At 66.4% G+C, this 12,303-nt stretch carries 13 protein-coding genes; 6 read left to right on the forward strand and 7 right to left on the reverse strand.

Going from position 1 to position 12,303, the window contains the following annotated elements; all coding sequences use genetic code 11:
• Positions 1-277: 277 nt before the first annotated feature.
• The gene (gene tyrS / locus ACEQZD_RS04235) at positions 278-1,477 is read right to left on the reverse strand and encodes a tyrosine--tRNA ligase (protein WP_370184300.1); all 1,200 of its coding nucleotides are present in this window, start codon (positions 1,475-1,477) and stop codon (positions 278-280) included.
• A gap of 210 nt (positions 1,478-1,687) precedes the next feature.
• On the opposite strand from tyrS, the gene ACEQZD_RS04240 reads away from it, so the two are divergent.
• Both ACEQZD_RS04240 and ACEQZD_RS04245 read left to right on the forward strand, forming a co-directional pair.
• Entirely contained in the window at positions 1,688-3,043 is a 1,356-nt protein-coding gene (locus tag ACEQZD_RS04240; RefSeq protein WP_142948341.1) for an OapA family protein, read from the forward strand.
• Entirely contained in the window at positions 3,033-4,124 is a 1,092-nt protein-coding gene (locus ACEQZD_RS04245) for an anhydro-N-acetylmuramic acid kinase (RefSeq protein WP_335629168.1), read from the forward strand. The genes ACEQZD_RS04240 and ACEQZD_RS04245 overlap by 11 nt, the downstream gene beginning before the upstream one ends.
• Before the next feature lie 10 nt (positions 4,125-4,134).
• Here the strand turns inward: ACEQZD_RS04245 and ACEQZD_RS04250 are convergent, their stop codons facing one another.
• The 6 genes from ACEQZD_RS04250 to ACEQZD_RS04275 form a co-directional block, all read right to left on the reverse strand.
• Positions 4,135-4,668 carry a phosphatase PAP2 family protein gene (locus ACEQZD_RS04250; protein ID WP_228547828.1) on the reverse strand — a complete coding sequence of 178 codons (534 nt, stop codon included), beginning with the start codon at positions 4,666-4,668 and terminating at the stop codon, positions 4,135-4,137.
• A gap of 74 nt (positions 4,669-4,742) precedes the next feature.
• Entirely contained in the window at positions 4,743-5,081 is a 339-nt protein-coding gene (gene erpA / locus ACEQZD_RS04255) for an iron-sulfur cluster insertion protein ErpA (RefSeq protein WP_067604808.1), read from the reverse strand.
• Between the two features lie 52 nt (positions 5,082-5,133).
• Complete coding sequence (locus tag ACEQZD_RS04260; RefSeq protein ID WP_142948339.1) at positions 5,134-5,592, reverse strand: polymer-forming cytoskeletal protein; 459 nt, start codon at positions 5,590-5,592, stop codon at positions 5,134-5,136.
• Between the two features lie 33 nt (positions 5,593-5,625).
• On the reverse strand, positions 5,626-6,351 hold the full coding sequence (locus ACEQZD_RS04265) for a DUF6776 family protein (RefSeq protein WP_335629169.1): 726 nt from the start codon (positions 6,349-6,351) through the stop codon (positions 5,626-5,628).
• A complete protein-coding gene (gene argC, locus ACEQZD_RS04270; protein WP_335629170.1) occupies positions 6,351-7,415 on the reverse strand; it encodes an N-acetyl-gamma-glutamyl-phosphate reductase in 1,065 nt (354 codons plus the stop codon). The genes ACEQZD_RS04265 and argC overlap by 1 nt, the downstream gene beginning before the upstream one ends.
• Before the next feature lie 70 nt (positions 7,416-7,485).
• Positions 7,486-8,892 (reverse strand): chloride channel protein, encoded by a 1,407-nt coding sequence (locus tag ACEQZD_RS04275; RefSeq protein WP_335629171.1) that lies wholly within the window; start codon positions 8,890-8,892, stop codon positions 7,486-7,488.
• A gap of 189 nt (positions 8,893-9,081) precedes the next feature.
• Between ACEQZD_RS04275 and hemJ the strand changes: the two genes are divergently transcribed.
• Genes hemJ through hemL form a run of 4 tightly spaced genes read left to right on the forward strand, consistent with a single transcriptional unit; the run spans position 9,082 to position 12,217 of the window.
• On the forward strand, positions 9,082-9,504 hold the full coding sequence (hemJ, locus tag ACEQZD_RS04280) for a protoporphyrinogen oxidase HemJ (RefSeq protein ID WP_370184240.1): 423 nt from the start codon (positions 9,082-9,084) through the stop codon (positions 9,502-9,504).
• A 9-nt stretch (positions 9,505-9,513) separates the two neighbouring features.
• On the forward strand, positions 9,514-10,281 hold the full coding sequence (locus tag ACEQZD_RS04285; protein WP_335629173.1) for a hydroxymethylpyrimidine/phosphomethylpyrimidine kinase: 768 nt from the start codon (positions 9,514-9,516) through the stop codon (positions 10,279-10,281).
• The gene (gene thiE, locus ACEQZD_RS04290; protein WP_194854886.1) at positions 10,278-10,934 is read left to right on the forward strand and encodes a thiamine phosphate synthase; all 657 of its coding nucleotides are present in this window, start codon (positions 10,278-10,280) and stop codon (positions 10,932-10,934) included. Before ACEQZD_RS04285 ends, thiE begins: the two co-directional genes overlap by 4 nt.
• Complete coding sequence (gene hemL, locus ACEQZD_RS04295) at positions 10,931-12,217, forward strand: glutamate-1-semialdehyde 2,1-aminomutase (RefSeq protein WP_142948332.1); 1,287 nt, start codon at positions 10,931-10,933, stop codon at positions 12,215-12,217. The genes thiE and hemL overlap by 4 nt, the downstream gene beginning before the upstream one ends.
• Positions 12,218-12,303 lie beyond the last annotated feature (86 nt).

Raw genomic sequence — 12,303 nt, forward strand, 5'->3', positions numbered from 1 at the left:
GCCTGCGCACTTAAATCATGCTCAGCTCGAAACAAATTCAACTAGGTTGACTTGTTCAAAGCCGATATCTTTTTGAGATACCTACTCCAAACAGGTCCCACACGTTTGCTTGCCTGATTGTTAAAGAGCTGCGGGGTCGGCGTTGTTGATGTCGCCCCGTCGAGGAATGCGCATTCTACGGATCGGGCCTTTCCTGTCAAACCTTTTTTGGCGGATTCCTCGAAATTCTTTGTGGTCGGCCAATTTTCATTCAAATCCAGGCCTTAGGGCCCGATTGCTAGCGAATCGTGACCCGCGCGATCTTCTTCTTGCCCGCCTGGATCACCGCGCTTTCGCCACGGACGAAGGTGCGCTCCTCGGTGAGCTGCTGGCCGTCCACGTAGACCGCGCCCCGCCCGAACACGTCCTTAGCGGCTTTACCATTCTGGGCCAGACCGGCAAGGCGGAGCAACGGCACCACGTGCACCTCGTCGCCCTCCTCCAGGACCACCTCCACTTCCGGGACGTTGTCGGGTATCGCCCCCAGGGAGGTCAGATTGCCCGCCGAGGAAGGCGCCGCCTGGGCGGCCGCCTCGCCGTGGAAGCGGGTCACCATCTCCAACGCGAACGCTTTTTTGGCCTCCTGCGGGCTGCCCAGCCGCGCCGCTTCCGCCTTGCGCTCTTCCAGAGCCTCATTGGAGAGACCACTGAGCAATTCATAGTAGCGCCAGGTCATATCGTCGGGGATCGACAGCAGCTTGCGGTACATCTCCCCGGGGGCGTCGTTAACGCCGACATAATTCTTCAGCGACTTGGACATCTTCTGGACCCCGTCCAGCCCCTCCAGAATCGGCATGGTCAGGCAGATCTGCGGCGCCTGCCCGTAGGCCTTCTGCAGGGTGCGCCCCATCAGCAGGTTGAACTTCTGATCGGTGCCGCCCAGCTCCACATCCGCCTCCATGGCCACCGAATCGTAGCCCTGCACCAGCGGATACAGGAACTCGTGCACCGCGATCGGCTGATTGGCCCGGTAGCGCTTGTCGAAGTCGTCGCGCTCGAGCATGCGCGCCACCGTGTACTGGCTGGCCAGCTTGATCATGCCGGCGGCGCTCACCTGATTCATCCAGGTGGAGTTGAACACCACCTCGGTCTTTTCCGGGTCCAGGATCTTGAACACCTGCTCTTTATAGGTTTCCGCGTTGCGCTCTATCTCTTCGGGGGTGAGCGGCGGGCGCGTGGCGCTCTTGCCGGTGGGGTCACCGATCATGCCGGTGAAGTCGCCGATCAGGAACATCACATGGTGGCCCAGTTCCTGGAACTGGCGCAGCTTGTTGATCAGAACCGTATGACCCAGGTGCAGATCCGGGGCGGTGGGATCAAAGCCCGCCTTGACTCTCAAAGGGCGGCCGCTGGCGATGCGCTCGCGCAATTCGTCTTCCTGAATGATCTCATCCGCGCCACGGCGCAGCAGCGCCAGCTGTTCGTCCACCTTGATCATCATCACCTCATTCACGGCCCGGGAATGGCCGGACCCAGCCTGTTTTAGGAACTTGCCCCGGCGGCACCGGTCTCAAACGCCAACCCGCCGACCACATCTCACCCTGAAAAGCGCGCCATTGTAGCACTTGAAGCGGGTTGTAGAAGGCGGGTATCTTTGCTGCAACTAAATGAACGCCCTCGGCGGCGCACCTCAGAGCGTAGTAAAAGCATGAGTATTAAATTATCCGCCCTCGGCCGTGCCGCGCGCCGTTTCCCCCGCACCCATCTGATCCTCTCCGGGGCGCTGGTGATCACGGTGGGGTTGATCGCCCTGACCCCGGAATCCGGAGAATCCCGCCCGGAACGTCTGCAGACGCTGGAGCTGCCCAAGCCGTCGGCCAGCGAGGAACTGGTCCGCCAGGAAAGTGCCCAGCCGGTCGCCGACGTCCGCGCGCCGGCGGAGACGCCCGACGAGGAGCAATGGATCAAGATCACCGTGGCGTCCGGCGACACCCTGTCCGGGCTGCTGCAGTCGCGCGGCGTCAGCGCGGCGCAGGTGCACCGCCTGGTTACCGGTGACGAGCGCCTGGCCGAGCTGGCCACCATCCGCCCCGGCGATTCCCTGAATATTTCCGTGGACGAAGCCGGCGAGCTGACCTCGCTGCGCTACAGCCCGTCCCGGGTGGAGACCGTGGAAGCCACCCTGGAAGACGGCAACTGGCGGGTGGAGAACGTGGTGCGCGAATATCAGCGCCGCACCCGCTTCGCCGAGGCCACCATCGACAACTCCCTGTTCCTGGCCGGCCACGCCGCGGGCATGAGCGACAACCTGACCATGCAGCTGGCCAACATCTTCGGCTGGGACATCGACTTCGTGCTCGACATCCGCAACGGCGACCGCTTCCGGGTGCTCTACGAGGAGCTGTATCTGGACGGCGAGAAGGTCGGCGAAGGCGAAATCATCGCCGCGGAATTCTGGAACCAGGGCCGCCACCTCACCGCCTACCGCTACCAGACCCGCGACGGCGACGTGTCCTACTTCGACAGCGACGGCAACTCCATGCGCAAGGAGTTCATCCGCACCCCGGTGGCCTTCTCGCGCATCAGCTCGCGCTTCAGCACCGGCCGCAAGCATCCGATTCTGAACAAAGTACGCGCCCACAACGGCATCGACTACGCCGCCCCCAGCGGCACCCCGATCAAAGCCGCCGGCAAGGGCAAGGTGATCTTCGCCGGCGTCAAAGGCGGCTATGGCAATGTGCTGATTCTCAAGCACGGCCAGCGCTACTCCACGCTGTACGCCCACATGCGCGGCTTCGCCAAGGGCATTCGCGTCGGCAGCCGGGTGAATCAAAGCCAGACCATCGGCTATGTGGGCGCCTCCGGCCTGGCCACCGGCCCGCACCTGCATTACGAGTTCCGCATCGACGGCGTGCACCGCAATCCGCAGACCGTACCGCTGCCCAAGGCCAGCGGCATCGCCAGCAGCGAGAAGCCCCAGTTCCGTCTTCAGAGCAGCCGTCTGGCGGCGCAAATGACCATGTTCGCCGAGGCCGCCACCCTGGCCAGCAGCAATGTCTTCTGAATCGCTGTTCGTCGGTCTGATGACCGGCACCAGCCTGGACGGCGTGGACGCCGTCCTGGCCAGCGTCACCCACGCCGGCACCCGGGTGCTGGCCCACCACGGCAGCGACCTTCCCAGCGCCCTTCGCGCGGACCTGCAGCGGCTGTGCCGCCCCGGCGACGATGAAATCGACCGGGCCGGCGCCTGCCACCGGGCCCTGGGCGCTCACTATGCGGACGCCGTGGCCGCCCTGCTCAGCAAAGCGAACGTGCCGGCGGACGCCGTCACCGCCATCGGCTGCCACGGCCAGACCGTGCGCCACCGCCCCGGCGACGCCGGGTTCAGCGTGCAGCTCGGATGCCCGGATACCCTGGCGGTCCGATCCGGCCTGCCGGTGGTCAGCAATTTCCGTAACAAGGACATGGTGCTCGGTGGCCAGGGCGCGCCCCTGGCGCCGCGCTTCCACGAGCACGCCTTCGGTGATCCGCGCGAGCGCCGGGTGGTTCTCAACCTGGGCGGCATCGCCAACGTCTCGCTGCTGGACAAAGGCGCATTGATCGGCGGTTTCGACACCGGCCCCGCCAATACCCTGCTGGACCAGTGGCACCAGCGGCACCAGGGCGGCGACTACGACCCGCGGGGCGACTGGGCCGCCGGCGGCAAGGTGATTCCAGCCCTGCTCGACAGCCTGCTGGGCGACCCCTATTTCCACCTTCCGCCGCCCAAAAGCACCGGCCGGGAGTACTTCCATCAGGACTGGCTCGCCCCGCATCTGGGTGCCGACATGGCACCGCGCGACGTGCAGGCCACCCTCGCGGAGCTGACCGCCCGCACCGTCGCCGAGGCGATCAGCGGGTTCCACGCCGACCGCCTGCTGGTCTGCGGCGGCGGCGTGCATAACCGGGATCTTCTCAACCGGCTCGCCCGGCATTGCGGGCTGCCGGCGGGCAGCACCGAAGACGCCGGTGTCGCACCGGAATGGGTGGAAGCGGCCGCCTTCGCCTGGCTGGCCTGGGCCTTCTGGGAACGGGTGCCGGGCAACGCACCGCAAGTGACCGGGGCCGGCCGGTCGGCGGTGCTCGGCCATCTGAGCCTGCCTTGAATCGCGGGAATTATACGAAGAGCGAGCCGATCATCGCGCAGCTGGTGCCGAGCAAGGCGCCGGCGGCGATATCCGACGGGTAGTGCACGCCGAGCAGCACCCGCGACAACCCCACCAACAGCGCGAACGCCAGCGCCAGCGTCGCCACCACCGGATAGAAGATACCCAGCAGCGTGGCCATCACGAAGGCCGCAGCGGTGTGGCCGGAAGGGAAGCTGAAACGGCCCGCGGGCTTGATAAAGGCGCACAGCGCCATCTCGGAATCGGCGGGTCTGGGGCGTTTGATCAGGTTCTTGAGCACCATGAAGGCCGGCACTTCCAGGCCGTAGGCCACCGCCGCCGCCAGGGCGAAGCGGGTGCCGTCCTCGGGGTCGACCAGCCAGAGCATCGCGACCAGCGCCGCGTAGAAGGGGCCGTCACCGAACCGGGAGATGGCCCTGGCCATGCGGGCGCGGCTGGCGGCGCGGGGCTGGGCCAGCAACCAGCACATGGCGCGGGTATCCGCGGCCGTCATTTTCTGGATGGAAGGTCTCTGTATCGTCATGCCTACAGCCTCCATGCTGCTCAAGACAATATTCTGATACTTTAATGACCGTTAAATGACAGCGCCGGGCCGACTCACACCGAGAACGACGAACCGCAGCCGCAGGTGGTGGCCGCGTTGGGGTTATTGACGATAAACCGCGAGCCCATCAGGCCCTGCTCGTAGTCCACCTGGGAGCCGTCCAGATACTGGATGCTCATGGCGTCCACCAGCAGCGTCACGTCTTCACGGGCCACCGCCGTATCGTCCTCGTTCACCGCTTCATCAAAGGTGAAGCCGTAGGAAAACCCCGCGCAGCCGCCGCCGGTGATGTACACCCGCAGTTTCAGCTCGGGGTTGCCTTCGTCGTCACGGAGCTCGCGCACCTTGGCGGCGGCCCGTTCGGTCAGGATTATGGGTCCGGATTCGCTCATGTCACTCAATGCCGTTATCACATCGCCATAGTCCAGTACCCGACTATTACAGTCAAGTATTCTCGGGCCGGGCGTCCGCCTCCGCAGGGTCCGCATCCGGCCGGCCGCCGGGCTTCTCGGGCGCCGGCAGGTTGCGGCGCTCTTCGTCCAGACGCACCAGCTTGCCGTTCACCCGCGCGCCCATCAGCATCTCGATCATCACGTAGAAGACATTGCCCTCCACCTGCGCCTTGCTGGCCAGTTCCAGATGCTCGGTGGCGTTCACGTCGCCTTCCACCCGGCCGTTGATGGTGATTCTCGGCACGCGGATCTCGCCACGCACCACGCCGCTCTCGCCGATCACCAGCTGGCCGCCGTCTTCACCGACGGTGATATTGCCGTCCACTTCGCCCTGAACGTGCAATCCCCCGTTGAACTCAATATCGCCCACGATGCGGGCACTGGGAGCGATCAGGGTGTGATCGCGGAAATTTTGCTGACCACCCGTGCTCTTCTTGTCTCGCCCAATCACCTGTCGTCTCCTGCTTGATTATTCGATACGCCATCACCAAGGAAGGCTCTGAACCACCTCCGCGCGACGCGGCGCGGTGGCTGTCGCGGTCATCTCCAAAGCGTCGATGCGCGTGCCCTCGGGCACCGTCAGCGTACCGGAAAGCTCCTGGAAGTACCGGAAACGGAATCGCAAATCGCTGTTTTCCCCCAACAGCTCACCGCCATCCAGCGTCACCGGCTCGCCGTCCCGGGAGCCTTTCAGCGCGAAGCTCACCGTGCCCGACAAGTATCCCCGGTTATCACCGGACTGAACCAGTATCAAACGGTAACGGAAGCGCCGCTCCCCGTTCTCCGGGCTCACCTCGAACTTTTCCACCTGCATGGGCGCGTCGGACGCCCCCGGGGACATCACGTTCTTGTAGAACGCCACCGCCTCTTCCAGTTCCGCGCTCTGGTCACGCAGGCCGCGAATCTCCTGGCGCAACTGCTCGCGGGCCTGATCGGCCACCTCCACCTCCGCCCGGTAGCGGGCCAGATCGTGGCGCACGGTGCGTAATTCCTGGCGGGCGTCGCGTAATTCCGCGCGCAGCTCGCTGTTTTTCATGTTGCTGTCCAGGGCACCGCTCTGCCCCAGCCAGGAGCCCGCCAGAAACGCCACGATCACCGCCACCAGCGCGGTGACTGTCAGCAGCACGCGGGTACGCCGGCGGTGCGACGGGCTCACCGGAACCAGAATGACATCGTCGACGCCCGCTCTGGGCCGGCTTCCCGTCGCCATCAGGGCAGCAACGCGGGGAGATCAATGCCGGCCGTTTCTTCCAGGCCGAACATGATGTTCATGCATTGGATCGCCTGGCCGGACGCGCCCTTGACCAGGTTATCGATCACCGACAACACCACCAGGACGTCGCCGTCCCCGGGCCGGTGGATCGCCAGACGGCAATGGTTGGAGCCTTTCACGAAACGGGTCTCCGGGTGGCTGCCCTGGGGCATCACGTCGACGAAGGGTTCGTCGGCGTAGCGCGCCTCGAAGGCCGCCTGCACCTGATCCAGCGCCGGGGTGTCGCCGTTGACGGTGGCATACAGGCTGGCATGGATGCCCCGCACCATCGGCACCAGATGCGGCACGAAGGTGACCGACACCGGCCCGCCGGCGATGTCACCCAGGCCCTGCTCGATTTCCGGCAGATGCCGGTGCCCGCCGGCGCCGTAGGCCTTGAAGCTCTCCGACGCCTCCGCCAGCAACATCGGCACCTTGGCGCCGCGTCCGGCGCCGCTGGCGCCGCTGGCGGCACTGGCGATCAGTTGTTCCGGGCGCACCCAGCCGCGCTCCAGCAACGGCAGGTAGCCGAGCTGAATCGAGGTGGGGTAACAGCCGGCGCAGGCCACCAGCCGGGCACCGCGAATGCGTTCGCGGTTCACTTCCGGCAGGCCGTAGACCGCCTGATCCAGCAGTTCCGGGCAGGCATGGGGCTCGCCGTACCACTGGCTCCAGACGCCGGCGTCGCGAAGCCGGAAATCCGCCGACAGGTCCACCACCCGGGTGCCGGCGGCCAGCAGCTCCGGCACCAGCCGCATGGCGACATTGTGCGGCGTGGCGAAGAACACCACGTCACAGGCCGCCAGCGCGGCCACGTCCGGCTCCTCGAACTTGAGGTCGGTGTAGCCGCGCAGGGTCGGGTACAGATCACTGACCTTCAGACCCTGCTCGCTGCGCGAGGTAATGGTTTCCAGGCGCACCAGCGGATGCCGCACCAGCAGGCGCAGCAACTCCACACCGGTGTACCCGGTGCCGCCGACAATGCCGACTTTCAAAGGGTTCGCCGCGTCGACCTGGGTCATACCATTACTCCCGTTACTACTTTCCACTAAAGGACCCGCATGATAGGCACCACCGCCATGGGCGGCAACTTCATTGGCCGCCGCCTCGGCCCCGCTCGTCCGCCGGGCCGCTTTCGGTGCTCACCACCCGCGCCCGGTCCAGGGCCATGCCCTCGCCTTCCTGCAGCCGTTCCGCCAGGGAGTCGTAAAGCGGGCGCACCCAGACCAGCTTGGCCACCGCCGCCGCCACGAACGCGCCGGCCATCAGCGGCAACAGAATGTCGTGGCGGTTGCCGGTGAGCTCCATGACGATCACGAAGGAGGTGATCGGCCGCTGGATCACCCCGGCCAGAAAGGCCGCCATCGCCACCAGGGTAACGCCCACCACCGAGGAGTCGGGAAACAGCCCGCCGATCACATTGCCGACGCCGGCGCCGGCGGCCAGGCTGGGGGAAAACAGCCCGCCGGGAATACCGGTGAAATAGGACACCAGGGTGGCCGCCATCTTGGCGAGCGGGAAACTCCAGTCGCCGTCGGCGTCGCCGCTGAGCAGGTGGCGCGCCTGTTCATAGCCGCTGCCGTAGGTCATGCCGCCGGTGACCAGCCCCAGCAGCACCAGCACCAGCGCGCACAGCAACACCACCCGGTAAGGGTGCTTGCGGCCATAGGGCGCCAGAAAACGGCTGCCGGTGATCAGCAGACGGCTGAAAGCCCCGCCCAGCAAGCCGCACACCAGACCGGTGACGCCGATGGCGAGCCAGTCCTGGGTGATGTCCAGCGCCCCCTGGGGATGGCCGAAAAAGCTGTAATGCCCGGCGATCGCCAGCACCACCACGCCGGACAGGATAATCGCCAGAATCAGGGTGCCGCTGGTGCGCTGTTCGAACGAGCCGGACAGCTCCTCGATCGCGAACACGATGCCCGCCAGCGGCGCGTTGAAGGCCGCCGACACCCCGGCGGCGCCGCCGGCCACGATCAGGGCGTTGTCCACGTACTTCTGGTGAAGGCGGCCGACCTGCCCCACCGAGTACATCATCGCCGCGCCCATATGAACGCTGGGCCCCTCGCGGCCGATGCTGGCGCCGCACAGCAGCCCCATGCAGGTGAGCGCGAACTTCATGACGATAACGCGGAACGACAGAAAGGTGGGCCGCAGCCAGTGGTAGCGCTGCTTGAGCACCACCAGTACCTGGGGAATACCGCTACCCTGGGACTCGGCGCCGGTACGGCGCATCACGAACACGGTCGCCAGCATCCCCAGCGGAGTGATCAGCACCGGCCACAACGACGAGTGCCGCTCCATCTCGGCGAACGCCTCGGCGCACATTTCCGCCACCCAGGCGAACCCCACGGTGACCAGACCGACCATCAGCGCGCCGATCCAGAACACCACCCGCATCTTCCAGTCCTGGAGGGTGCCCAGCTGCCGGCGTGACAGACGCCGGGTGCGAAACAGATAGTATCGCAGCAGGCGGCTGGCGCGCGGTGGCTTGGTCACGGCATCCTCTTTTGTGTCAGATCGGCGTCAGCGGCTGGCACCGGGAGTGGCGGAACAGGGTCCGGAAGCGCCCCGCGGCCTCGGCGGCGCGGGACGATACAAGCAAGGCGCTGTAGTATACAGCGGCTAGCGGGTGACACTCCAACGCGGTGCACCCCCGACCACCCTGCGTACCGGGAGAACCCTACAATGCTCTGGCTGAAAGCGTTCCATCTTATTGCCGTGATTTGCTGGTTCGCGGCGATCTTTTATCTGCCCCGCCTGTTCGTGTACCACGCCATGGCCGAGGACCAGACCAGCCGCGACCGCTTCAAGATCATGGAGCGCAAGCTCTACCGGGGCATCATGAACCCGTCCATGATCGCCACCCTGGTGCTGGGCATCTGGATGCTGGCGCTGAACTGGGACTACTACAAAACCCAGGGCTGGCTGCACGCCAAGATCGCCCTGGTGGTACTGCTGATCGGCTACCATCACGTCTGTCTGGCCTACCTGAAGAAGTTCGCCGCCGACGCCAACACCAAGAGCGACAAGTTCTACCGTATCTTTAACGAAGTGCCGGTGTTACTGCTGGTGGCGATTGTTATCCTGGCGGTGGTGAAACCGTTTTGAGCGTATTCAATGAGACCTAATATTCTTGTCATCGCGGGCCACGACCCGTCCGGTGGCGCCGGCATCCACGCCGACATCGAGGCGATCCAAAGCACCGGCGGCTTCGCCAGCACGCTGATCACCGCGCTGACGGTACAAAACAGCCGCAAGGTCAGCAGCTTTCAACTGACCCCGCTGGAGCTTCTTGAACAGCAGGCGGACGCCCTGCTCGCCGATTATGAGTTCCAGGCGGTGAAGATCGGCATGACCGGCTCGGTGGCCACGGTGGAATGGATCGCCCGCCTGCTGGCCCGCCTGCCCGGCGTGCCCGTGGTCCTGGACCCGGTGCTCGCCGCCGAGTCCGGCGGCAGCCTGGCGCAGGGCGACCTCAACGAGGCCCTGATGGACCGGGTCGCCCCCCAGGCCACCGTGCTCACGCCCAACCTCCCCGAAGCCGGCCAACTGAGCGGCGAAACAGGGGTGGCCGAGGCGGGCGCCGCGCTCACCCGGCGCTGCGGCCGCGCGGTGCTGGTGACCGGGACCCACGACGACACCGACCAGGTCGCCAACCACCTGTTCCAGGGCGAGCACCACCGCCAATGGGAATGGCCGCGCCTGCCGGAGGTGTACCACGGCTCCGGCTGCTCGCTGGCCTCGGCGATCGCCAGCCTGCTGGCCCGCGGCCTGCCCCTGGAAGACGCCGTCGGCGACGCCCAGGCGTGGCTGCACCGCACCCTGCAGCACGCCTGGCAGCCCGGCGGCGGCCAGTTCGTACCGGACCGGAGCCTGACACCATGAGCCAGCCCCTGCAGGGCCTCTACGCCATCACCGATCCGCAGCTGACGCCCGGCGACCGCGTGCTCAGCGCCGCCGAAGCGGCCCTGCGCGGCGGCGCCACGCTGCTGCAGTACCGCGACAAACCCGCCGACGCCGACACCCGCCGCCACCGGGCCGCGCGGCTGGCCCTGCTGTGCAAGGACTACGGCGCGCGCTTTATCGTCAACGACGACGCCGCCCTGGCGGCGGAAGTGGAAGCCGACGGCGTGCACCTGGGCCAGAGCGACGGCGCGGTCGGCCGCGCGCGCATGCTGCTCGGCGACGACAAGCTGATCGGCGTGTCCTGCCATGGTCGTCTTGATCTGGCGCAAAAAGCCGCCGACGAGGGCGCCGACTATCTCGCCCTGGGCCGCTTTTTCGAATCGCGCACCAAGCCGGGCGCGCCGCCCGCGTCCCTGGACACCCTACGCGAAGCACGCCGCCGCTTCTCCCTGCCGCTGGTGGCGATCGGCGGAGTGAATCCGCATAATGCCCGGCAACTGATCGAGGCCGGCGCCGACCTGGTGGCCGTTATCCACGCCCTGTTCGGCCACGCCGACGACGCCGACGTGGAAGCCGCCGCCCGGCGGCTGCACGCCGCCTTCCCGGCGCCCCCCTTCAAGGAGTCCCAATGAGTCGCAAGCATTCCGAACAACTGTTCCGCCGTGCCCAGAAACACATCCCCGGTGGCGTTAATTCCCCGGTCCGCGCCTTTAAGGGCGTGGGCGGCACACCGGTGTTCTTCCGCCACGCGGAAGGCCCCTATCTGTTCGACGAGGACGACAACCGCTACGTGGATTACGTCGGCTCCTGGGGGCCGATGATCCTCGGCCACAACAACCAGGAAGTGCGCGAAGCGGTGCTCAAGGCGGTGGCCGACGGCCTCAGCTTCGGCGCCCCCACCGCCGCCGAGGTGGACATGGCCGACCTGGTCTGCGAGATGGTGCCGTCCATGGACATGGTGCGCATGGTCAACTCCGGCACCGAAGCGGTGATGAGCGCGCTGCGCCTGGCGCGCGGCCACACCGGCCGCGACAAGGTGATCAAATTCGAGGGTTGCTACCACGGCCACGTGGACAGCCTGCTGGTGAAAGCCGGCTCCGGCGCGCTGACCCTGGGCACCCCCAGCTCACCGGGCGTGCCCAAGGCAGTCACCGACGACACCCTGACCCTCAACTTTAACGACGCCGGCGGCCTGGCCGAAGTGTTCAAGGCCCAGGGCGACCAGATCGCCGCCGTGATCGTCGAGCCGGTGGCCGGCAACATGAACTGCGTGCCGCCCACCCAGGGCTTTCTGGAAGCCCTGCGCGAGCAGTGCGACCAGTACGGCGCGGTGCTGATTTTCGACGAGGTGATGACCGGCTTCCGGGTCGCCAGGGGCGGCGCCCAGGCCCGCTACGGCGTGACCCCTGACCTCACCACCCTGGGCAAGATCATCGGCGGCGGCATGCCGGTGGGCGCGCTGGGCGGCAAACGGGAAATCATGGAAAAGCTGTCACCGCTGGGCCCGGTCTATCAGGCCGGCACCCTGTCCGGTAACCCGGTGGCCATGGCGGCCGGCCTGGCGACGCTGAAACAGCTGCGCCGCGACGGCTTCTACGAAGAGCTGGAAGCGAAAACCGAACGGCTCACCGCGGGGCTGGCCGAAGCCGCCCGGGGCGCCGGCGTCGGCTTCCACACCACGCAGGCGGGCGGCATGTTCGGCCTGTTCTTCACCGACCAGACCCGCATCAGCCGCTTCGACGAGGTCATGGCCTGCGACCAGCCGCGCTTCAACGGCTTCTTCCACGCCATGCTGGACCGCGGTGTCTATCTGGCGCCCAGCGCCTTCGAAGCCGGCTTCGTGTCGATCACCCACAGCGACGACGACATCGACGCCACCATCCAGGCCGCCCGGGACGCGTTCAACACGCTTTAATGGGGCTCAGCGGGCTAGCATGGTGGTAGCTTGTGGGAGCGGGCCCTGCCCGCGAAAGGGAGCGAAGCTCCCGGCAGGATGCCAGA

Origin of the sequence: Alloalcanivorax sp. (genome assembly GCF_964221125.1) — a bacterium.
Classification (GTDB): Bacteria; Pseudomonadota; Gammaproteobacteria; order Pseudomonadales; family Alcanivoracaceae; genus Alloalcanivorax; species Alloalcanivorax venustensis.